This is a genomic window from Marinagarivorans algicola, assembly GCF_001292705.1.
GTDB lineage: Bacteria > Pseudomonadota > Gammaproteobacteria > Pseudomonadales > Cellvibrionaceae > Marinagarivorans > Marinagarivorans algicola.
Genome location: NZ_LGAK01000026.1, coordinates 1 through 22,857, shown reverse-complemented (window position 1 = coordinate 22,857; position 22,857 = coordinate 1). Strand labels below are relative to the sequence as shown.

At 45.3% G+C, this 22,857-nt stretch carries 17 protein-coding genes; 11 read left to right on the top strand and 6 right to left on the bottom strand.

What is annotated here, in order from left to right; genetic code table 11:
- Window position 1: 1 nt before the first annotated feature.
- The 4 genes from AC438_RS10005 to AC438_RS09990 form a co-directional block, all read right to left on the bottom strand.
- On the bottom strand, window positions 2-1,792 hold the full coding sequence (locus AC438_RS10005) for an alpha-amylase family glycosyl hydrolase (protein WP_053981123.1): 1,791 nt from the start codon (window positions 1,790-1,792) through the stop codon (window positions 2-4).
- Entirely contained in the window at window positions 1,792-3,012 is a 1,221-nt protein-coding gene (locus tag AC438_RS10000) for a glycosyltransferase family protein (protein WP_053981122.1), read from the bottom strand. The genes AC438_RS10005 and AC438_RS10000 overlap by 1 nt, the downstream gene beginning before the upstream one ends.
- A complete protein-coding gene (locus tag AC438_RS09995; protein ID WP_053981121.1) occupies window positions 3,005-3,841 on the bottom strand; it encodes an HAD-IIB family hydrolase in 837 nt (278 codons plus the stop codon). The genes AC438_RS10000 and AC438_RS09995 overlap by 8 nt, the downstream gene beginning before the upstream one ends.
- 225 nt (window positions 3,842-4,066) lie before the next feature.
- Complete coding sequence (locus AC438_RS09990; protein WP_053981120.1) at window positions 4,067-4,477, bottom strand: SMI1/KNR4 family protein; 411 nt, start codon at window positions 4,475-4,477, stop codon at window positions 4,067-4,069.
- A 507-nt stretch (window positions 4,478-4,984) separates the two neighbouring features.
- Here AC438_RS09990 and AC438_RS09985 point away from each other — a divergent pair.
- The 8 genes from AC438_RS09985 to ggt all read left to right on the top strand — a co-directional run bounded on the left by AC438_RS09985 (window position 4,985) and on the right by ggt (window position 19,314).
- Window positions 4,985-6,937 (top strand): DUF748 domain-containing protein, encoded by a 1,953-nt coding sequence (locus tag AC438_RS09985; RefSeq protein WP_053981119.1) that lies wholly within the window; start codon window positions 4,985-4,987, stop codon window positions 6,935-6,937.
- A gap of 175 nt (window positions 6,938-7,112) precedes the next feature.
- The gene (parC, locus tag AC438_RS09980) at window positions 7,113-9,359 is read left to right on the top strand and encodes a DNA topoisomerase IV subunit A (protein WP_053981118.1); all 2,247 of its coding nucleotides are present in this window, start codon (window positions 7,113-7,115) and stop codon (window positions 9,357-9,359) included.
- 282 nt (window positions 9,360-9,641) lie between these two features.
- Entirely contained in the window at window positions 9,642-10,013 is a 372-nt protein-coding gene (locus tag AC438_RS09975) for a glutaredoxin family protein (protein ID WP_053981117.1), read from the top strand.
- Window positions 10,013-11,245 (top strand): Wadjet anti-phage system protein JetD domain-containing protein, encoded by a 1,233-nt coding sequence (locus tag AC438_RS09970; RefSeq protein WP_053981116.1) that lies wholly within the window; start codon window positions 10,013-10,015, stop codon window positions 11,243-11,245. Before AC438_RS09975 ends, AC438_RS09970 begins: the two co-directional genes overlap by 1 nt.
- Before the next feature lie 343 nt (window positions 11,246-11,588).
- Window positions 11,589-14,666, top strand: a complete 3,078-nt coding sequence (locus AC438_RS09965) for a DUF1588 domain-containing protein (protein ID WP_082354085.1) — start codon at window positions 11,589-11,591, stop codon at window positions 14,664-14,666.
- 15 nt (window positions 14,667-14,681) lie between these two features.
- The gene (locus AC438_RS09960) at window positions 14,682-16,028 is read left to right on the top strand and encodes a DUF1552 domain-containing protein (protein ID WP_053981114.1); all 1,347 of its coding nucleotides are present in this window, start codon (window positions 14,682-14,684) and stop codon (window positions 16,026-16,028) included.
- Between the two features lie 756 nt (window positions 16,029-16,784).
- Entirely contained in the window at window positions 16,785-17,390 is a 606-nt protein-coding gene (locus AC438_RS09955; protein ID WP_053981113.1) for a class I SAM-dependent methyltransferase, read from the top strand.
- A gap of 52 nt (window positions 17,391-17,442) precedes the next feature.
- Complete coding sequence (ggt, locus tag AC438_RS09950; RefSeq protein ID WP_238376362.1) at window positions 17,443-19,314, top strand: gamma-glutamyltransferase; 1,872 nt, start codon at window positions 17,443-17,445, stop codon at window positions 19,312-19,314.
- A gap of 239 nt (window positions 19,315-19,553) precedes the next feature.
- On the opposite strand, the gene AC438_RS09945 is transcribed toward ggt, so the two are convergent.
- Complete coding sequence (locus AC438_RS09945; protein ID WP_202904744.1) at window positions 19,554-19,886, bottom strand: NO-inducible flavohemoprotein; 333 nt, start codon at window positions 19,884-19,886, stop codon at window positions 19,554-19,556.
- Window positions 19,887-19,947: 61 nt separating this feature from the next.
- Here AC438_RS09945 and AC438_RS16590 point away from each other — a divergent pair, with 61 nt between their 5' ends.
- Together AC438_RS16590 and AC438_RS09940 are read left to right on the top strand one after the other, a co-directional pair.
- Complete coding sequence (locus AC438_RS16590; RefSeq protein WP_054114027.1) at window positions 19,948-20,127, top strand: helix-turn-helix domain-containing protein; 180 nt, start codon at window positions 19,948-19,950, stop codon at window positions 20,125-20,127.
- 41 nt (window positions 20,128-20,168) lie between these two features.
- Complete coding sequence (locus AC438_RS09940) at window positions 20,169-20,513, top strand: hypothetical protein (protein WP_053981111.1); 345 nt, start codon at window positions 20,169-20,171, stop codon at window positions 20,511-20,513.
- A gap of 498 nt (window positions 20,514-21,011) precedes the next feature.
- On the opposite strand, the gene AC438_RS17435 is transcribed toward AC438_RS09940, so the two are convergent.
- Window positions 21,012-21,173, bottom strand: coding sequence for a phage integrase N-terminal SAM-like domain-containing protein (locus AC438_RS17435; RefSeq protein ID WP_420798150.1), 162 nt, complete (start codon window positions 21,171-21,173; stop codon window positions 21,012-21,014).
- Window positions 21,174-21,518: 345 nt separating this feature from the next.
- Between AC438_RS17435 and AC438_RS09935 the strand changes: the two genes are divergently transcribed.
- Complete coding sequence (locus AC438_RS09935) at window positions 21,519-22,781, top strand: hypothetical protein (RefSeq protein ID WP_053981110.1); 1,263 nt, start codon at window positions 21,519-21,521, stop codon at window positions 22,779-22,781.
- The last annotated feature ends 76 nt before the right edge of the window (window positions 22,782-22,857 follow it).

The window sequence follows — 22,857 nt, the reverse complement described above, 5'->3', positions numbered from 1 at the left end:
ATTATGGTTCGCCACTGGGTGCAATTTGATGGTAGTTTTGGTTACTTAACCAAACCGATTGGTAGGGAGCGAGTGTGATCTCTGTTGTATCAGGCGCTAGTGCCTGATCGCCTAAAAGGTCCCACCAAGCATCCAGAGTAATTAAATTGATATCTGAAAGAGTGACCGTTTGTATTTGATCGCTAATATTGTTGAGGCAAAAAATACTTTGTACACGATTACTGCATTGACGCCAAAAAGCAAAAATAGACTCGCCTAAATGCAGTGTAAATTGGGTGGCGTTGGGGTGAAAAGCCGGTTGCCCTTTACGTATTGTCAGCAAGTGTTTGATGCGCTGAAACACTGCCGAATGATGGCTTTTTTCATCTTCAAGTACTGTGTGTAGTTGCTGTAAGTCCCATTGATGGCGGTTGATTGCACGATTGTGCCCAGTATTTTGTGCACGAGCGTAATCATTGGTTGTGGCAAATAAGCTGTGAATATAAATCGCGGGAATTCCCTCAATAGCGAGCATAATGGTATGAGCACTGATAAAGCGTTCAAGCTGTAGCTGATCATCTTCACTGGTTTGTGTGCTCTTAAGAGCATCCCACAATGCAATATTCAGCTCATAAGGTTTCATGTGATTAGCGTCGACCGATCGCCATGAAATCTTACCACCATTTCTCTCCATCAGTTGTGCAAGGCTTTGTGTTTGCGCATCGCTGAGCAGTCCTTCGACGGGTCTTAGACCAATACCATCATGACTGGCAATGAAATTTAAATAGGCGGTGCCCGCTTGTGCTGGCGGCATAGACATGAGCCAGTGTTTAAGTGCAGTGGCGTTGCCGCTGGTCAACGTGTGCAGTAATAGTGGCGGCAATGAGAAGTTATAGACCATATGCGCTTCGTTGGCGTTACCGAAATATGAAATGTTTTCGCGGTTGGGGATGTTGGTTTCGGTAATAATAATGGCTTCGGTATTACAGTGCTCCACGAGGGTGCGTATTAACCGAATAATTTCATGCGTTTGTGGCAGGTTAACGCTATGTGTCGTGATATCTTTCCATAAAAAGGCGACAGCATCCAATCGAAAAATCAGAGCGCCACGGTCTAAATAAAAGCGAATAATTTTGATGAATTCTAATAAAACCTTTGGGTTTGAAAAATCCAGATCAACCTGATCGTGACTAAAGGTACACCATACATTTTTAGTGCCGTTGACGGTTTCGGTAGGGCGTAGTAATGGCGATGTTCTGGGTCTTGTAATATGGCTAAGATCTAAACTTGGGTCTATATCGATAAAATAACTGGCGCCAGGCTCTAGCCCTTTTTTGTAGTTATCAAACCAGCGGCTTCGAGAGGAGCAATGATTAATCACTAAATCGGTCATTAAATTAAAGTCGTTAGCAATAGCCGAAATATCATTCCAAGAGCCATGTCCTTCATTAACCTGCAAGTAGTCAATAACCGCAAAACCATCATCAGAGCTCCAAGGAAAAAATGGGAGTATGTGAACTCCGTTTATATAACCCGTTAAGTTTGCGCGTAAAAAATCACGTAGGGTTTTTAATGGCACTTCCCCGTCAGTTTTTATACTGTCGCTATAAGTAATAAGCAGTGCGTCCTGTTGAGTCCAGGGATTGTGATGTGGTTGTGGTGTTGCAATAAATTCATCCAGTCGCATTAATGTGATTATTTCGTGAGCCAATTGCTCGGTTGTCAAATTAATAAAAGACGTACCGTGTGAATCACAATAAATACTATCGAGGTGAGCTTTGATGCGTGATGTTAAATGTTCTATGGCTGTCATTAGGAATGCTCCTCCATATCTAAGGCGACTGCCTCTAACATCGATTGTTGTAAATGAGGCAGCGCACTGCTTACGCGGTTCCAGCTAGGAATAAAAGGGCGCTCCATCGGGTTTTCTAAAAATGTGAGGCCGGCTTTAAGAATATTTGCTGCAAACAATTCTACGGCTTGTTCTTCTTTATGAATGTCCATTGTTAAGCCATTCATGGTGGCATCATTGGCATAGGTTTCGATAAGATCTAAGGCAATACGAAAATAAGTGGCTTTAATTGAGCGAAATGTTTCACTAGAAAAGACCACGCCATTGGTGGCGAGCTTTCTAAAAATTGCCTTACTAATATCAATAGACATTTTTGAAAGACCGGCTTGATCGTTATCTGTTGATAGGCTTTGATGTTTGTGATCGTAGACATCAGCAATATCAGCTTGGCAAATACGGTTTGTGGAGTAGTTGCGTTTCATTTCGGCCAGTACGCCAATTTCTAAACCCCAATCACTGGGAATACGGATATCCTGAACGGAGTCGGTGCGCATTGAAAATTCCCCTGCGAGAGGGTAGCGAAAACTATCGAGGTACTCTAAGTACTCTTGATGGCCAAAGATTTTTCGGAGTGCACGCAATAAGGGGGTAACCAGTAATCGACTGACGCGGCCATTCATTTTCCCCTCGGCAATGCGAGCATAATAACCTTTGCAAAACGTATAATTAAATTGCGGGTTAGCGACAGGGTAAAGTAAACGTGCGAGCAGATCACGCTTATAAGTGACAATATCACAATCATGAAGTGCAAGCGCGCTACTGTCTTGGGATGCAAAAGCATAACCAAAGCAAAACCAGACATTACGGCCTTTACCCGGTTCGCCAATAGATAAGCCAGCATTGGTTAATTGTTGATGGGCTTGCTGCAGGCGCGGTCCATCATTCCATAAGACTTTGTAATTTTGTGGCAATTGCGAAAAAAACGTCAGTGCTTTTCGGTATTGCTCTTGTGTCGCGCGGTCTAGGCCGATAATAATTTCATTGAGATAAGGAACTTTAGCGAGCTCTTCCACAATAGGCTGCATTGCAGGCCCTTCAAGTTCGGAGTATAAACACGGAAGGACTAAGCCGAGTTTACGGGTTTTATTAAACTCACACAGCTCAGCTTCTAAGGCCTCAATGGGGCGGCGGGTTAAGTTATGCAGTGTGGTGACGATACCATTTTGATGAAATTCACCCATGAGTATTCTCCATTGTTTTGAGTTGGCTGATGATGGCATCGTTCCAGCCAAGCGGACCGTATGCACTCGTATAATGAACGTTATTTTGGTTGTGAGAGAGAACGGGGAAATGACGTGTAGGATTATTAACCACAATTGCCGTATCGGCTTGGCTCAGCATGGCAATATCATTATTGCTATCACCTAAAGCAATAATATGCGCGTTGGGCATATTGAGTTCTTGCTTTAGCTGCTCAATTGCGTGCTGTTTAGAAACGCCCCGGCTCAATGCGTGGTAAAAGCGGCCGCCTTGCACAATATCGATATTGGCTGAACGACACAGCGCTTCAAAAGAAGTCAACGAGGATGGTTTGTCTTGCCATAAAAAAGGTTCACTGTAGCGGCGTTTTTTGGCATCGCTGGCGTCTTCGAGGCTGAGTTGTGTGTGCTGGGCAATGTCTGCAACATTCATTGCGCTAAACCCAGTAAAACGAAAACCATGACGACACTTGATTGCCTCTAACGCTGCCAGCAGGTCGTTATAGTGCGGTGCAAGGTCGATAATTTTATTGGGGCTTAGCGCGATACCCGAACCATTTTCAAAAATAATCGGTCCGGTTAAATTCATGTCGGCAGTCAATTTTTGGGTTTCGTGGAGTGTTTTGCTTGTACAAGGAATAATGGGAATATTGTCAATGCGCGCTTGAGCTATAGCTGGTTTTGCCGCCTGCCAGCTGTAGGTGTGGTGATCGAGTAGTGTACCGTCCAAATCCGTAACAATCAGTGTGTGCGCTTTTTGGGGTGATACTTTTTGTGCCGTGAATGCTTGCGTCTTGTTTGTATGCTGCATGTACTTACCTTACACCAATAAGCAGGTGTTTTATGGGCGTACACAGTGCCTAGCATTTTTAGTGCCTAGTTTTAAAGAGTCCTTTTTCGTTTTTTAGCGCAAATATTGATCGGCAAGAGCGTATTGCGAGCAGAGGGCGGTAAGTGTGATCCATATTGGTGCTTTAGGCCTTTGCTCGCAGTACTTTTTGGTGCGCTTGTGCTGGCTCACTGGGCAGAGGACTGTTTAGCTGTCTAACCATACATCGGCCGCCCAAGACCAGATAGATGGCCAGCTCCCCGGTTCTATTTGCCCGTCAATCCATTCAATAATTTGATCTTCCATATCCAAGCAAAAGTAACCATTAGCGCTCTGGCATATGGGTAAGAGCTCGCGCGATAACCCTTGCTCCCAAGCGTGGCAAGTGAGTTCTGGTAGGTAGGTATGTGAGTGGGGGTCGGTGACTGTGGCTGGCTCTAATGCTCCAATCACCAAGTCGGAAGCGGTCAATAAAAAGTCGCGATAATCCCCGCGAATTTGCACGTAGATGGCTTCCTCGATCGCTGTAATTTCATCATCCTCGGGTAGCTCAAGAGCAACGACAGGCGATTGATGAGCAGCTTGTAATAAGGGAAGAACAGAATTTTTGTCGGCCATTGTATCACTACCTAAAATAAGAGGCTCTATTGTTGGGTAAAGAAGAAATATTTCAACCTTTTAATAAAGGCTCATTAGTTATTTTGATTTTATAAGAGAGGCAAGGGCTTTTATTATCGCTGTAGAGTCGCTATATTCATAGGCATTTATCAGCTGCTGTTGGCCCGTTATTGTTTGCTGTACATGGTTGTTAGTCATGTTCTTAGCGTCTCAGAGAAAATAAAAACGATAAGAAATGCCCTATTGTTGATTACTGCGTCGCTATCGGTCAGCAAAGAGTGATACCCAGTCGTAAATAATGAAAGCAGTGGCTGATAATCACAAGAGTCGCTGATAGTATGCGCGCCGCTGGGCCTTTTCGGTTAGCGCCTGAATGATGCATGAGTGCTGCCGGCACGAAAACGTTTTCGTCATTGTGTTATTTGAGTAAAATTATTGACGGCAAATCACCATTTTTATTTCAACACAATCCAATAATAGAGACTAAAAAGCAAATAGGAATCGCATATGCGCTTAATTAAATGGTTATTTGGGCTCGCCATTACACTAGCTGTGCTACTCGCATTAATGCCGCTGGCAGGTAAATATTACGCCTTGCATTGGTTTGAGGCGCACAACTATGACGCCAAAATAAAATCATTCAATATGAATCCATTGACAGGTAAGCTGACAGTGGCAGGGCTTGATGTGCGGGTGAATGATGAGCAAGGTTTGCGTATCGATATGCTGGAGGCGACGTTTAAAATCCCCGAGCTCTTTAAAAAAGAGGCTATTGTACGCAAGTTAAGAACGCAAGGTGTACAGCTTAGCTTGGGCAAGCTAGACCCAGAGCTAGATCGCTTTGTGAATCCTATTGAGCGATTTGTTAATCGCCATATGCCGGCATGGCGTTTTGCGGTGGTTAACTCTTTAAATGAAAACGCAAAAATTTGTCGAACAGGCGCGACCACCGAGGGTAAGGTGGTATCTCAATGCGTGAGTATTGGCAGCTTTAGTGTGACGGATACCTCGCTGCAAAATACCCGTAAAGGCTGGCAATTGAGTACGCGTTCGACGGCGAGTTTTCAGCGTATTTATTTTAAAGATCACTTCGAAGATACGGCACTCATCTATATTGGCCAGCTCGAGGTGCGCGATGTCATCGCCGATAATCATGAACGCCGCATTGGCCAGCTCGCACTGAAAAGTTTTTATTTGGTCGAGCGCAGTGAGCAAGAAACCCAGCGTTTAGATATTCCTTATCAAACGCAAATAGAAAACATGTTGATTAACAATATTGTTGCAACACGTGCTAAAAAGCAATTGCGGATCAATGTTGAGTTGATTGATATGACGGCACTTCGGCAAACTGTCCATCGCAATCATGAGGCGGGCTTTGTGATGGTACAGCGATTACGTGATATTTTCCCGATGCTTAATAGCGTATGGCATAGCGAAGCGTCAGTGCCTGAACAAGTGCCACCAGAAGTTGTGGTAAGCGTATTAAAAACGCGTGTACTTGATGGCTCTTTAGCGTGGCTAGATGATTCGGTATCGCCACCGGCTAAAGAATCGATGACGGCGTTGTCCTTTGAATTAGGCCCTGTGATGAGTGATGAGCCAGATCTTCGCGCCCCAGTGACCCTTGATGCCACACTAGGTGAAACAGGTCGCATAGCCGTGAATGGTCATATTGCACCTTTTGCCGAGCGGGCTAATTTTGATTTGGCGGGTAGTATTAAGGGGCTGAATATGCACAAGGTGGCAGGTTACGCCGAATCCTTGTTTGCCGAAAAAATACAGCAAGGCATACTCGATACTCGGTTTACTATGAGCGCTCAATCAGCGCATATGCAAGGGGATGCGGCGATACGCTTCACCAATTTACAAACGCACGGGGGTACAAATCGCGCGGGCCTATTAAGTTTACACAATGCTTTTAATCAGCTCAAAGGGCACAACAATGCGGTCGACTTTGATGCTTATTTTGATATTGATATGACGCATTCTGAGTCGTTGGTCGAAGCGCTAGGGCGCGATATTAAGCGTGCACTGAGTAACAAAGCGAACGGTTATGTCGATAAGCCTCGTAAAACGAGTAGCAAGGCTAAAACCGGTATGAGCTTTGAGCCGTTAAAATATAACCCCAAAACACATGAATTACGCGGCGCTCAAGCTATTCGCTTTAAAGATATCTTAGTACTCGCTAAACAAAGCCCGCAAAAAACGTTAACGTTATGCCCTATTACTACTGGGGGTGAGTGGGCAGCGTTGTATCGGCAGGGTAAAAAACTAAAATCGGGCGAGCAAATCCCTTCGGTCGAATACGATCATTTAATGAACATGTCTATTTTGCGAGCCAAAGTTCTGCGCGATGTGCTGACTGAGGCCGGCATCGCTCGCGAGCGCTATAGCCTGTGTGAGCCACGAGTTGATCCTAGTCATAGCGGTCCCTCGTTCGTCTCGGCACAATTGCGCTAGCCTCGGTATATGTCACTACTAACTTAGGCTTAACTCTGACCTAAAACAAGAGGCGGATACGCCCTTGTTTTAGGTGCTCGTTGTGGGTTCTTGCTTAAACGCACCGTAATAAGGGTTGCATCCTTGTGGCCAGTGCTTATAGTTTCCCGTCTTTTCAACATTAATAGAACTGTTTATGTCTGATCTTCTAATGCCTGGGGCTGATGAAGTCCTCCCCTTAAGTGAATTTACCGAAAAAGCTTACCTCGATTACTCGATGTATGTGATTTTAGATCGTGCTTTGCCGCATGTGGGTGATGGTTTAAAGCCTGTGCAAAGGCGCATTATCTATGCCATGAGTGAGCTAGGCCTTAAAGCCAGCGCCAAATTCAAAAAATCCGCGCGTACGGTCGGTGATGTGATTGGTAAATACCACCCGCACGGTGACTCGGCTGCTTATGAAGCGATGGTACTCATGGCGCAGCCCTTTTCATTTCGCTATCCGCTGGTGGATGGGCAAGGTAACTGGGGGTCGCAAGATGACCCTAAGTCGTTTGCTGCCATGCGCTATACCGAGGCGCGCTTAACACCATTTGCCGACGTATTACTCGGCGAGTTAGGGCAGGGTACGGTAGATTGGCAATCTAATTTTGATGGCACTATGGACGAGCCTATTGTGCTACCGGCACAGGCACCGACGGTGTTATTGAATGGCACAACAGGCATTGCTGTGGGTATGGCAACCGATATCCCTCCGCATAATATTCGCGAAGTGATCGATGCGACAATTGCACTGCTCGATAAGCCCAAGTCAACAGTCGAAGATCTGTGCGAGTATATTCAAGGGCCTGATATGGCCACCGCCGCTGAAATTATTACGCCACGCGCTGATATGATCAAAATGTATAAAAGTGGTCGTGGCAGTGTCAAAATGCGGGCTTTATGGGAGCAAGAAGATGGCGATATCGTAGTCACGGCCTTACCGCACCAGGTGAGCGGTAATAAAATACTCGAGCAAATCGCCAGTCAAATGCAAGCAAAAAAACTCCCAATGGTCGCCGATTTACGTGACGAATCAGACCACGAAAACCCGACACGCTTAGTGATTGTGCCTCGCTCTAACCGTATTGATATACAGAGTGTGATGGATCATTTATTTGCCACCACGGATCTTGAGCGCAGTTATCGCATTAACATGAATGTGATTGGTATTGATGGTAAGCCCGCGGTGAAGCCATTAAATATTATGCTCGGCGAATGGCTAAGCTATCGCGCCGATACCATTCGCAAGCGTCTACAACACCGCCTAGATTGGGTTGATCGTCGATTGCATTTACTCGATGGTATGTTGATCGCTTATCTGAATTTAGATGAAGTGATTGAGATTATCCGCACAGAAGAAAAGCCCAAGCAAGTCCTTATGGAGCGCTTTGAACTCACCGAAGCGCAAGCAAACTACATCTTAGATACGCGTTTACGCCAATTGGCACGCTTAGAAGAGATGAAAATTCGCGGCGAGCAAGATGAGCTCGCAACAGAAAAAGACAAGCTAGAAGGTATTTTAGGGTCGGAGCGCAAATTAAAAACGCTCATTAAAAAAGAACTCAAAGCGGTTGCTAAAGAGTATGGCGATGCGCGCCGTTCACCGATTGTCGTGCGCGGTGAAGCAAAAGCCTTTAGCGAAAGCGACTTGCTCGGTTCTGACCCTGTAACAGTGATTTTATCAGACAAAGGCTGGATTCGTGCTGCCAAAGGGCATGATATTGACCCAGCAGCGCTCAATTACAAAGCTGGTGATAGCTTCAAGTTGCATGTTAAAGGTAAGAGTAATCAGCCGGTTATTATGATCGACTCAACAGGGCGTAGTTACTCAATGCCTGCGCATACGTTGCCGTCGGCACGCGGCCAAGGCGAACCTGTGACCGGTAAACTAAACCCACCGAGTGGGGCGAGCTTTGAAGCGTTAATCATGGGGCCAGATGATCAAGCAGTGCTGCTCGGCAGCGACGCCGGTTACGGCTTTATTACTAAGCTGGCCGATTTACAATCAAAAAACAAAGCGGGTAAAGCCTTATTAACTTTGCCGCCCGAAGCGAAAGTACTGCCGCCTAAATTAGTCACCGTGACGGCCGATACCTACTTGGCTGCTTTAACTAATGAGGGCCGGATGTTGGTTTTCCCTATTACTGATTTGCCTATTTTAGTGCGTGGTAAAGGTAATAAAATTATTAGTATTCCCTCGGCCAGGGCCCAGTCACGCGATGAGTACATGATTGATGTCGCGGCATTGATGCCTGGGCAGAGCTTAAAGGTGTGGGCAGGTAAGCGACACCTAGCCATGAAAATCAGCGATATGGAGCATTATTTGGGTGAGCGTGGTCGTCGAGGGCATAAATTACCCCGAGGCTTTCAGCGTGTTGATCGCCTAGAAGTTGTTGATTAAATACACATTTTGTCGATTAAGTGGGATGTTTTGTATGCGTGATGCTTAGCGTGTTATTTTAGGCATGCAGAACCTCCCATAATTGTCACTTCTCGTCTAAAAATTGAACCCTATAGCACGATGAGGTGTTGGTTTTTGTTACACTTCGCATCACAGCAAAACATCTCCATATATTGAAGTCTGAGCGCCATTTTAAAGGTCGCCCTGTGATGTTTGCATCTTGTTATTCACGTGTCATTGTTGCTATTTAATACACACTATTTTTGATTGAGGTAAAACCCCATGTTGTTAAAGCTCACGCGCGAAGGTTTAGGTCGTTTAATTGTGTTTGGTGATTGGGTGTCTCGCCCGCGTCCTGTTAAGCGTAGTGCGCGCGCACAAGAGTCAGTCAATGAGGCTGCGGCTGCGTTGTCGTTATATCAATTTCATGCTTGTCCTTTTTGTGTCAAAGTGCGCCGCAACATTCATAAGCTGAATATCCCGATTGAATTACGAGATGCCCAAGGCGATACTCCTTTTCGTCAAGAGCTTGAAGCTCAAGGCGGCCGGGTTAAAGTGCCTTGTCTACGTATTGAAGAAGAGGGGGAGGTGCGCTGGTTATATGAGTCAGATGATATCAATGTATATCTACATCAGCGTTTTAGCGGTATTTAATGCTGCAAGCTTTTGACCCTGTCACCCAGCAGCTTATTCAAAGTCTAATTAACCTAGTCAATCGCTCTAACGGTGTGGTTGATGGCGCTCGCTTGATTATTTCATCGCAATTTGCCAGTGGTTATGTGCACGGCTCGCAAGCGAGCCGTCATATGAGTCATCAAGCCTTAGCGCCCTTGCAAGCGGCAGGGCTTATTGAGTGTCAGTGGCACCTCGAAGTCCTCGAAGACTTTGAAACACTCAAATCGATCTTAGTGCCCACAGGCAAAGATTTTTTAGCGTACTTAAATATCGCTACGCAAGTCGATCGAGTGCTTAATGCCGCAAATACCTTGCAAAAGCTCAAATGTAATATCGATTGGATTGATCAAAAGCTCAATGAAATGATTGAGCGTTGGCATATGGGCGCACGATATGTGCAGCTTGGCCCTGAGCATATCGCAGAGGTGGTGATTGCCGTGAAAGTGGCACAGCGATTGGCGACTGAGCAGCTGCGTGGGCGCAATATTCGTGCGTTAAGTCTTGATTGGTTTGGTACAGCTTATGCGATTGATGAGCATAGGCAAATTATTACCCTGTTTTGTGAGTCACAAATACACAGTACTGCCAAAGAATTAGAGTTTAACGATCAGCTTGCGAGTCTAGGTTTATTACACGGTCCTGCTTTAATGTATATGCGCGGTCCTTTCGAGGCTATTTGTGATGACGATAAGCTTCTGGACGTGAGCGCAGGGACAGGGGCGGCGTTATGTCATGAATGTATTCGGGGGTTTGAGCGCAACGGCACGCCTAGCTATGTATTGACAATTGAAAACTTCACACTTTATCAGCGCTATTTAGCGCATGTGCAAGGCGATGCACTGATTATCTATTTGGGTGACTTTCCTTGCCGGCGGTTATTAATGCTTTATCGCGTGTTAGTTGACCTGCTACCGGCTGATACGCCGATTTACCACTGGGGTAATATTGACTTTGCCGGTTTTAAAGTACTGATGGCGCTACAGGGCTGTATCGGTGGCCGAGAGGTGATACCTTTTCAGATGAGCGCCGAGCAATTGCGCCACAGTCAGGATCTTGGTGCAGCAATCGATCGCACTCGGTTGCGCAAGTTGGCGTTTTCGTCTCAGGGGGCGCTGCGCGACACGCTAATTGATATTGCAACGTTACCCCAGGCTTTGATCAGAGAGTGTTCCAGCGAAGCACTGCCTATTGCGATTCCCTTGCATGCATAACATTGCATCCAGTCAGTTTGTCTTTATAAAGCGGTATTCATAAAACGGGTGTTGATGGCCTTGTTTTGCTGAGTATTACAGCCTGCATCGATGATTTTCTACTGATTTTTCGCATCGCTACCGTGTTAGCACTAGCTTGCATTCTTCTATTGCGCATTATTGAAAGCGTTTCATATTAGGTGCTCTAGCCCCAAAGTTGGTCGTCTAGACCCACATTCGGCGCCCAATAAAGAATGCATGCAGTATCGGTTCACAATTTAAATACGGGTGTATTGTAACGCTACAAGAATACCTTAGAGTACTTAATGACATTTGGAATTCTTTCATTAAGTGAGTGTGGATTATGATATGTAGCACAATAAAGGCACGCATACTAAAGCAAGTATTGTTGCTTGGTGTGGTGTTAATATTTAGCGCCTGCACGGGCGATAAAGAAGTTTCTAGTGAAAGCTCGAGTCAGCGTAACAGCAGTACACCTCCGGTGAGTAGCGTGCCTCAGGCTAGCAGTACGCCCGCGGTGAGTAGTATGCCCCCCGTGAGCAGCGCAAGCGCGTCAAGTACAGCATCTTTACCTGTCACCATTAATGCAGAAAAAGTGTATGGCGAGCAATGTTTGGCTTGCCATGGCGATAAAAATGGCGATCATGTCGAGCTGGGCGGGGCATTAACATTTTTTGAATGTGGTTCGTGTAGCACTGTTGCATCGTTAGCCAAAAAAATCGAAGAAGATATGCCGCCTGCTGGCGTCAATAAATGTGACGCGCAATGCGCCCAAGCGTTAGCGGTGTATATTCGCAATGAGTTTGCAGGCTTTAGCGATACGTTAACCGGTCAGCAGCTATATAAAGGCTTTTGTGTAGATTGCCACGGCAACGGCGAAGAGCAGGCAGGTCTGCAAGGTCCTGTACTTAATGGTTTAACATGTAACGCCTGTAAAAACGAAGAAGTGCTCACACAGCGCATTAGCCGTACTATGCCTGTCGGCAATAGCGCAGCTTGCGAAGGCGAGTGCGCGAGTAAAATTGCATCGTATATCCGCGAAAACTTTGTCACCGATATAATCGATGAACCCCTCAAGGCCAACCTTTCACAACCTGAAGGTTTCAGGGTATGGCATTCTGGTAAAAACATGACGATTCGGTGGAAAGCATTAACCACTCCCCCGGATTACTGGATATTAGATGCGTGGGATTATGCACAAGCTCGATGGGTCAATGTTGCAAATATTGCTTCGGATAAGACCGGTTATACAGATAACCGCGTAACAGGCCTTTACCGCTTGTATGCCGTTACCAACAATATCGCCTCTACGCCAGCGTTAGCACGAACCCACGGGATGACAATACGCTCTACAGGTAAAGATTACTGGGGTAATAGCGATAGTGGCTACTTTGGCTACAAAAATGCATCCGGTGATTTCACTGCAGAGGTCACTGTAGACTATTTACACGGCGTACACCCATGGACTAAAGCTGGTCTTATGGTTCGTGAAAAAGATACCGCCGATGCGCGTCATGTATTTACCTTTATTACGCCGAGTAATGGTTTAGGGTTTATTAGCCGCGACAAGAACGGCGGTGCCAGTAAAGGCGATGGCGATGCTAAACCGGCCTTGCCCGTAAGGTTGCGTATTCAGCGTACAGGCAATGTGTTTAAAGCGAGTTATTTAACACAAGGTCAAAACTGGAAAGTCTTTGTGACCAAAACCTTAGCATTACCCTCAGATGTACTGGTGGGCCTAGCGCAGTCATCACATACCGCAGCACAACAAGCCGAGGCTAGCTATTCGGGGTTCACCCTTGACGGTAAAGGGCAAGTTAATTTAGTGCGCAAAAAGTTTGATGCTCAAGCTACGATAGTTGGCCACTCGGCAATCGCGCACGATAAAAGCCAAGTGGAGATTAACCCCAGTGTAGGAGCGTTACCACTGAGCCATTTAAATCGCTTTGAATTTCAAAACAGTGTGAATGACTCTTTTCCGGGAAATAAATTTAACTTTATTAGCAGTTTAAACTCAGATGATACCAGTACAGGATTCGAAGTTGGTTTAAATACCTCGGCGCTTGGTGTTGAAAAGTATTTAAATGCAGCGGATACCGTCGGTGTGGCCGCTGCACCTAATGCACTGATGGCGATGACCTGTACGGCTACTGATACGCTGTGTGTGCGCCAAGAAATTAGAGCATTGGCGCTAAAAATATTGCGTGCTCCTATTGCCGAGCAAACGCTTAATGGGTTGATGAAGGTGTATAGCGATACACAAAGCACCTTAGATCAGCAAAATGCCATGGCTGCGGTATTAACTACGCTTGTCAAAATGCCCAGTGCTTATTATAAATTCGATGACACCGGCGTGGGCATGAATAGCGATACTTTGGTGCCTGTGACCGGTTACGCCATGGCTTCGCGTTTAGCGATGACGCTATGGGCAAGCGCCCCCGATGCACAATTATTAGAGGCCGCAGCGAAGGGGGCATTGGTGACGCCTGCACAAATTAAAGCACAAGCCGAGCGTATGGTTGCCGACCCCAAAGCCAAGCGCGGTTTTCAACGTTTTTATCGACAATGGCTCACCTTAGATGATCTTGTACAAAAAGATAAAACATTGCCAGGTATTACCTTCAATAAAGCGATGATCAATGGCCTCTACAGCGGCATTGATAGCTACGTCGAATCTATTGTATTCGGTGGTGCAAAAAAAGGAACATTAAGTGATTTATTAACCACGCCTAAAGTGGGTAATAATAAAGCCATTAAAGCTATTACAGGTATCAATACCAATAAAACGCAAACCGAAGTGGTGAGTACTGCGGGTACCGCAGGTGGTCAGCGCACGGGCTTACTGGGCCAGCCTGCCATGTTGGCCTTATTATCTCAAAGTGATACAACCGCGATTGTTCACCGAGGTGCCTTTATTAACATACATCTCATGTGTTCGGACTTTCCGCCACCTCCTGAAAATGTTCCTCAGCTCGATAGCATTGATCCAGCCGGTAAAACCTCACGCGAAGTACTTGATGTACTAACAAATACCAACGGTTGTATTGATTGCCATCGCTTTATTAACCCTGTTGGTGGCGCTCTCGAGAACTTTGACCCTGTAGGGCGTTATCGCGAATATGAAAATGGTGGTGTGTTAATTAATGTGGCTGCGGGTATTTACTCACGCGAAACAGCACAAATTGAAAAAGAAATTGATGGGCTTGCTGAACTGAATCAATATTTAGCCAAGTCAGATTTGGTGAAATCTTGTTTAGTCAGCCAGTATCTGACCTTTGCCACAGGGCGCGAGCCAACCACCGAAGACATTAGTTCTGTCAAATGGTTAACTCAAAAAATGGAACAGCATAATTGGGTGATTGAGCGCTTGCTAGTCGAAGCCACACAAACACCTGTATTTCTCTATAAAAAAGTTAAATAAGCGGCGGATATTATTATGACTATCATCAAAAAAGACCGTCGTCGCTTACTCAAAAAGTTAGCTACGACAACAGCAAGCTTACCTTTTTTAAGCCAGTTACCCAGTTTGGGGGCAGCAGAAATGCCACGTAAACGGTTTATTACCATGTTTACACCCAACGGGACTATTCCCGAAGAGTTTTTCCCTAGCGGCGGGATGAACAACTTCACCTTAAATAAAATATTAAAACCCTTAGAGCCCATTCGCGATGAGCTGCTTATTATGAAAGGGTTAAATAATAAAATACCGCTGCCTGGTGATGGCCATCAGCGTGGCATGGGCGGCTTATGGACAGCAGCGCATTTAACCAATGGTGATACGGTGAGCGGTGGTAACCCCGCAGCAGGCGGTGTCGATTGGGCCAGTAACATATCGATTGATCAGTATGTTGCTAATCAAATTGGTAATGATACGCGCTTTAAATCGTTAGAATATGGTGTGAAATGCGGCTCACCCGATGTGTGGAAGCGCATGTGCTATAAAGGTAAAAACCAACCTTTAGAGCCCGAAATGAACCCTATCGCCGCTTTTGATCGTTTATACGCAAATGGTGCGCCACAAACCTCAGGTGGCACCGCCGATGACCAGCAAGCGCGATCTATTCGCTTGGTCAGTGTCTTAGATGGTGTGCTGGGTGATTTTAATCGTATGCGAAGTTACTTGTCGGCAGAAGACAAAGTCAAGTTAGAGCGCCATGCCGAAGCTGTACGCGATCTCGAGAAAGCAATTGAAGTACCCGAGCTAGGTATGGAATGCGATATCCCTACTAAGCCGGGCACGCTCAATTTAAACTCTGATGCGAATATTCCTGCTTTAGGCAAAATCTTTTTAGATTTAATGGTATCGGCTTTTGCCTGTGACCAAGCAGCCGTAGGCAGTATGCAATGGTCGTACTCGGTGGGTAATAACCGCATGCCTTTTATTGGTGTGAATAGCGGCCATCATGGTATGTCGCATGAGCCCGATAACAATCAAGAGGTAAAAAACAAGCTCATCAAAGTGAACACATGGTACGCCGAGCAATTTTTGTATTTAGTTCAGCAGCTCAAAGCAACACCCGACCCTGCTGGTGGCGGGTCGTTACTAGATAATACTTATGTCATCTGGGGCAATGAACTGGGTAAAGGAAATTCACATACTCGTAATAATATTCCGTTTGTGAGTGCGGGTAGTGCACAAGGGTACTTTAAGACAGGACGTTTTATGACTTATAACGGTTTGAATCATTCGCGCTTATTAACCACAATTGCTAAAGCTTATGGCGGTAATGTGGATGGGTTTGGTGACTACACCGAAGGTGATATCCCTAATTTAAGAGCTTGATTGAAAACTTGATTAAGAGCTTGGTGTGTTAAATACAGAAGACTAAAGTTTACCGATACCACTTTGTCAACACGGGTGTTATCGGTAAACCTCTACAAGCCGGCTCAAATCCAAGAAGGCTACATTCAGTACGTTAAGAAGGCTATGTTAAGTAAGAAGGCTATGCTCACAAAAACTCCCTCCATAAGGGAGTTTTTTTATGGGTTTTGATTGCGCGACATCCATAATTGAATGGTGATTAAGTACTTTTTGGTGGGTGAGCAGGTGCAGTGTCCCCAGTCATCGTTTATGTGCATTGTTTATGTGCATTGCTTATGTGCATTGTTTAATTTAATAATTACGTGATAGCGTGCCGAACTTAAGCTCGGTCTATACAGTATTCAAAGCTCAACCTTGCTACAGGGTTGGGCTTTTTTGCGTTGAGGTTTCGGTGGCTGTACTGAATTTTCGTTAGGCTTTGCTCGATAGGCTTTACTCGATAGGTATAGAGCGACTTGCAACTTTTCGAATAATCAGTAGGCTAATGTTCTTATTGCATCACTTGCTGGCCAGTAGCGGTAGCGCATCGAGAGCTTGTTTAAAAATGTACTGAAGGCTCGCGCCTGCAGCCTGTAAGACATAATATTGCAAAGTAGGGTTAAAGCAGCCAAGGTGAGAATACCGTCAGCTACACCCAGCAAATCAACCTTCGTACGCTCTGGCGATATGATCGACTCATAACAGGCACAGCGTTTCACTCTGTAGCAAGGCGGATTTATGGCCACCAGCCGACAAATTTTTGATTTAACGATACTAAACCATCGTCATCGCGATATGCGTGCTTTGCGACGAACCCACGGCTTGCCCAGTCATCACGGCAATAAGCTTTGGCGCAGTAGTGTGCTGCTAATGGATTATTTACAAGAGTTTCCAATTAGCCAAGGAGCTCGGGTTTTAGAGGTAGGATGCGGTTGGGGCTTAGCCGGGATTTACAGCGCAAAGGTCTTCGATGCGCAAGTCACTTGCAGTGATCTTGATGCCAGTGTCTTACCCTTTGCTGATCACCATGCCTTTATTAATCAGGTGACGATTACGACTTTGCAAAAGGGGTATCAAAAATTTACCGGTGCCGACCTAGCGCACTTTGATGTCTTAATGGGTGGTGATATCTGCTTTTGGGATGAGCAAGCGTCGCTGGTATACAATTTAGTACGTCGCGCTCAAAAAAATGGCGTACGCACAATCATTGCCGACCCGGGCCGTACACCTTATGCCGAGATGGCTTTGCGTGCGTGTGATAAGCTTGGAGCGATGTGTGACCCTTGGTTCGTACCGCACCCACATAATGCGCGTGGTTATATACTAGATGTGCCTGCCGTATAATCCTACTTTTTGTCAATATGTCGCTTGTTCTTCCCTCAATAAAAGGCTTTTTATGCTTGTGCAAAATCATCACAACACGCGATTACGTGTAAAAACCACAATACAGACCGTTATAGCGGCGTCTTGGTTAACACTGGCTGGCTGCCAGATGGTTGAGCCACAAGCCGATGTCCAAGCGCCTGTTGTTGAATTATCGACTGTTGCTGAATCATCGGCTGTTGCTAAATCACCAACCGCCGAGAAGGCTATTGCAAATGTGCATGCCTCGATGACTGGATCAACAACGACCGCACAGCCCTACGCTGTTGTTTTACCGCAGCAAAAAGGCGCGGTTGCCACAGTACAGCCACTGGCCACCCAAGCGGCCGTCGATGCCTTTAATGCCGGTGGTAACGCCATTGATGCCGCACTTGCCGCCGCTTTTACCTTGGGGGTTGTTGACAGCCATAATTCGGGTATTGGCGGGGGCTGCTTTATTATTGTGCGTTTGGCCAGCGGTAAAGTACTCGCGATTGATGGCCGCGAAATGGCACCGGCTAAAGCGCATCGCGATATGTATTTACGTAATGGGCAGGCAGATAAAAATTTGAGCAAAACAGGGGCTTTAGCCGTAGGCGTACCAGGCTCGGTGATGGCCTATCATCATTTGCAGCAGCTCGGCGGTCAATTAAGCTTTGCCGATGTGCTTTTGCCAGCGGCTAATTTGGCCGAGACAGGGTTTGCCATTGATTACACGTTAGCCAATAGGCTGGCGCGTACCAGTGCTAAAATGGCAGCGTTTTCGGCCAGTAAAGCTGTATTTTTTAAGAACGAACAACCACTGAGCAAAGGGCAAATATTAAAACAGCCCGACCTAGCACGTAGCTATAGGGCTTTAGCGGCACAAGGGCCTAACTGGTTTTACGTGGGTGACTTTGCACAAAAAACCGCCAGCTGGATGGCAAACAATGGCGGCATTATAACCCAGGCCGATTTTGCCAATTATCAAGTACTCGAGCGCGAGCCCGTACACACTCAATTTAATGGTTATGATATTTACGGCTTTGGGCCACCGAGCTCTGGGGGTACACACGTTGCTCAAATGCTCAATATTTTAGAGAGCGACAGCGAGCAATTAGCGACGATGCCTGAGGCCGAACGCTACCATTTAATGATTGAAGCGATGAAGCTTGCTTTTGCTGATCGTGCTCACTGGTTGGGTGATGCAGATTTTGTGCCTGTCCCCAAAGGCTTGGTGGCACCGGCTTATGGTCAAAAATTGCGAGCACTGATTGATGGTGCCAAAGCGGCAACTGTTACCGGCCATCATTTACCCCCAGAAGCCAGCACAGCGTTTTTTTATGAACAGCTGAATAAACATACGACGCATTTAACAACAGCCGATAGTGAAGGTAATTGGGTGGCCATTACAACCACGCTCAATACCAGTTTTGGCAGTAAAGCCATGGTGCCAGGCACAGGCGTATTACTCAATAACCAAATGGATGACTTTGCCGCAGCACCAGGTGTGACCAATGCCTTCGGCTTGAGCGGTGCCGAGGCCAACAGCATTGCCCCTTATAAGCGCCCGTTATCGAGTATGAGCCCGACGTTAGTTCTTAAAGATGGTCAGCCAGTACTTACTTTGGGCGCCGCCGGTGGCCCAACTATTATTACCCAAGTCACTCAGGCGCTTATTAATTACTTGGCATTAAATAAGCCACTCGAGCAAGCAATTGATACCCCGCGCGTGCATCAGCAATGGTTGCCCGAATGGGTATTTACCGAACTGCCATTAGAGGGAGAAACGGCACAAGCACTCAAAGCAAAAGGGCACAATTTAAAATCAGCCGGTGATTTTGGCGGTACCCAAGCAATTGGTTTTAAAGATGGACAATTTACCGCTGTCACCGAGCCCCGAGTCATTCGGCGCAATGCGCAGTAATAGTGTATGGCATTATGAGAACAGCGTGCGCCCATAAAGACTGCTTCATAGGTAGGCACCTAGGCTAATGCCAGATACTGTGATTGAGCTTTACAATACCACTCAGCGTTTCAGTTATGATTGCAATATTAAAAAATAAGTGAGTGATCAAGTCAGGCAATAAGCCTGCCTTGATCGAGTGCTATGGCGTATTAGGCCTGGGTAGCGATGTGCTGGCTGTTGATTAAAATTGATGTTGGTTAAAGAGTAGCGTGCGGGCCAAACACTTCATAGTGAATATTATGATCGGGCACACCAAGGGTGAGCAATTGCGCTTTAGCAAATTGCATAAAGCCTACAGGGCCACACAAGTAAAAATCACCTTTGCTAATGGGTAAAGTCACAGCGCTCAAATCCATGACTCCCACTAACACAGATGATGATGGGGCTGGCTCGGTTTTGTACCAAGTGTGCTGCTGCCATTGGTTGTTTTCAAGTAACTGCTGGGTGCGTTGCGCAAAGGTGTGCTGCGCGGCATTATCGCAAGCGTGTAAAAAATGAATGGGCTGCGCATATTGGTTGTGCGCTAGCACATCGGCGCCCGGTTCACTATTAAATAACGCCCTGCAAACCCAAACTGCGCCATCGGCCTGTGTGCCTGCAACCAATTTGCGCCAAGCAACCGAGCAATTTCAACGGCAATTAATTACCCAAGCGTTAGACCACAGCCAAGGCAACTGGGCCGCCGCCGCACGGCAACTCGGTACCGACCGCGCCAATGTTATGCGCATGGCAAAGCGCTTGGGTATTCAAGTGGTTAAAACGGTAGTTTAAAAGTAGTTTAAAGGTATTGGGGTTCGTAGGTTGGCTTTTGAGTGACGGCATCGCTCAATAGCGATAAAGGCGAGAGCAATGACTCAAAAGGCGTAGCCGGCAATGTAGAAGTGGGTGCGGGTGAGCCGGTGCTTACCCTAGCTTATACCTACACGACTAAATCTGAGGCTAAAGCCGCTGTAAAAGTCCATCTTAGGTCATCAAAGAGTCGTTCACGGCGACGGCTGGCTTTCCTCGATCTTATCGATATAGCCGCTGAGGGTTGCTTAGAGGTCTCGGGTTTCGATTCTTCCATTAATGGCTTGTGGCGCATTGATGCTGTTGATATTTCGGTGAACAGTCATGGTGGGTTGCTGAGTGTCTCTTGTGATCGGGTGGTGGTTTGAGGGTTGCTCGATCTAGGGCTTTTTAGTTCTTAAGTTTTTAGCCTTTAAGTTTTTAATCCGTTTTTAATAAAGACAGCGAGTCCCAGGCTTCGCTGTCTTTATTTCCCTCCCCTTGCAGGCATCGGCCTGCTGTCGGTATCTTCTGCTTCCTTATTCCTCTTTTTATTCATTATTTGAGCTTTATTATATTTTTTTATTTCGATTGTTAATAGGGTAACTATATTTTCGTTTTTGTTGCTTTTTGGCGTGAGTAATGGATTTCAAAGGGGGGGGTGGGTGGTAGTGTTTGTTTTGTGGTTTTGGGGGTTTGTGGTTTATGTTTTGTGAAGAATAATCTACTTAGACAGGCATGCCAAAAAGAAAATGACACTAAATTTTATCGACTATTGTATCGCCACGCCAAAATAATTGCTAACAACGCATTAATGTAATAAAGGCGCTTTACTGGGACAGGCACTGTAGGCCGGCACCCTTCAAATAGGTTCCTGCTGAGCCAAGTCAAGCGCTCAAAACTCCGGAATCGAGTATAAAGATACACCAATGCATTAAGGGCGGTTTTTGAGTACTGACGCTAGATTGTCCATCAATCGCTAAATGGCTTAAAAATAGCTCAATATGAACGCTGCTCATATCTTTGGGGTGCTGTTTTTGATGGAACAGGATGTAACGCTTGACCCAAAAGGTATAGGTTTGGATCGTGCGTAGTGATGTGAAACCATATGCTTGTGGATATCATTTAGGAAGGGTGAATGAGCCATGGAGATACTTCAATTTTAACTGTGTATGCATACAGTTTAGGGGCGATTCGGTATTTTTCTTGAAATGGCATAGATTTTTTCCGCCTATCTATGCTCCAGATTGGTGCGGCTCTGTATAAGGCTTGCCACGCGGGCTTGAGCCATGCTAGATTGGTGGAAAACTTAGATATACGGATTGAGGTCCAGAGATATATAGATTTTTTCCGTCTAATATAATGTTAGGAATCATAATCGTAGGGAGACCTGTGTGTTAAATAAAATATATTCTGAAGTTGAGAAACAATATTTTAGTTCTGGTGATTTTAATGGCTTGCCAGTCTACAATTTACAATCTAATTTTGATGTAATAGAAAGTGAACTTCGCTCAATCATCAGGGAGGGTATTGAAACCGATGTGTTCACTGTTGAAATATATGGAAACACGCATATAAAAGCATTTTCTAAAGTAACTAAAGAAAAAATGCTTGAATGTTATGACACTGAAGATTTCCCTGCAAATATGTGTCTTTATCCTCACTCACATAAGCTTCAAGATAACCCATTACTTGAAAAGTATAAGGAGGCTCCTTATCAATTTGATTTAGCGAAAGGTGGTGGCCAATTAGACTACAATACATTTGACTTATCAGTGCTAGAGTTTTATCGAAATGATCCTCGTTATACATACGAAACTGATTTTATACATGGGTATATTTGTATAACAAACGAATACTTCGAGTCAGGGTTAGTTCCTGAAAAGGATCAGATTTTATTAAAGACTTTTGGTTTTGCATACGACGATGAACTGAATAGGTATGTAGCTGTATTTTCTAGGTATTTAGCTGGCTTGAGTCCAGAGCATCAACAAATATGGCGTTCGAAAGAGGTAAAAGGAAATATCAAACTTCATCCCGACTATTATGCAAGTAGCATATTGGGGTCATGGGGAACTAAACTTTCTATTTTTGAAGCCTTTGTTCAAGAATTAGAGATAATAAATCAAATGTGTCAACTTATGCGTAAGCCTTTCCTATTTCACAATAGTTTTTCACAAGAGCGACCAAAAGAGTTCGGCTTCCTTTTACGCCCTACAATATCTGAATTTAATTCATTTATGCTTCTACTAGACAAAATGATGTCAGATAATTTGAATAAAAAATTTTTTGAAAATGATGTAAGTGTAGAGGTTGAAGAAGAACGTGACGATGGAAAAATTATTATTAGGCCTAAAGGAACTATCCAAATTTTAGAATCTTGGATAGATATGTATTATCAAACACCTGATCGAAAACATGTCGATCAAATGTTAGCTGCTTTTAGAAAAGTCAGGAAATTAAGACAGAAACCAGCCCATAAAGTTAATGTAGATTCATTTGATCAAAGCTTATTTAAAAAACAACGAGATGTGGTAATTAAAGCATATGACGCAGTTAGAACTTTGAGGTTAATGTTGGCTAATCACCCCGCAGTAATGGCTAACCCTCCTGAAATAAATGATAGATTATTTAAGGGTGAGATATGGGATATTTAAAGTGCTAACAAGCACTTCAAATCGGAACAAAAACAGCGGGCTATGTTTCGTTCCTCAACAAAATTTTAGCCCACAA

Excerpts from the sequence above, each read along its gene's own strand:
- AC438_RS10005 (WP_053981123.1), bottom strand. The coding sequence starts at position 1,792 with ATGACAGCCATAGAACATTTAACATCACGCATCAAAGCTCACCTCGAT.
- AC438_RS10000 (WP_053981122.1), bottom strand. The coding sequence starts at position 3,012 with ATGGGTGAATTTCATCAAAATGGTATCGTCACCACACTGCATAACTTA.
- AC438_RS09995 (WP_053981121.1), bottom strand. The coding sequence starts at position 3,841 with ATGCAGCATACAAACAAGACGCAAGCATTCACGGCACAAAAAGTATCA.
- AC438_RS09990 (WP_053981120.1), bottom strand. The coding sequence starts at position 4,477 with ATGGCCGACAAAAATTCTGTTCTTCCCTTATTACAAGCTGCTCATCAA.
- AC438_RS09985 (WP_053981119.1), top strand. The coding sequence starts at position 4,985 with ATGCGCTTAATTAAATGGTTATTTGGGCTCGCCATTACACTAGCTGTG.
- parC (WP_053981118.1), top strand. The coding sequence starts at position 7,113 with ATGTCTGATCTTCTAATGCCTGGGGCTGATGAAGTCCTCCCCTTAAGT.
- AC438_RS09975 (WP_053981117.1), top strand. The coding sequence starts at position 9,642 with ATGTTGTTAAAGCTCACGCGCGAAGGTTTAGGTCGTTTAATTGTGTTT.
- AC438_RS09970 (WP_053981116.1), top strand. The coding sequence starts at position 10,013 with ATGCTGCAAGCTTTTGACCCTGTCACCCAGCAGCTTATTCAAAGTCTA.
- AC438_RS09965 (WP_082354085.1), top strand. The coding sequence starts at position 11,589 with ATGATATGTAGCACAATAAAGGCACGCATACTAAAGCAAGTATTGTTG.
- AC438_RS09960 (WP_053981114.1), top strand. The coding sequence starts at position 14,682 with ATGACTATCATCAAAAAAGACCGTCGTCGCTTACTCAAAAAGTTAGCT.
- AC438_RS09955 (WP_053981113.1), top strand. The coding sequence starts at position 16,785 with ATGGCCACCAGCCGACAAATTTTTGATTTAACGATACTAAACCATCGT.
- ggt (WP_238376362.1), top strand. The coding sequence starts at position 17,443 with ATGCTTGTGCAAAATCATCACAACACGCGATTACGTGTAAAAACCACA.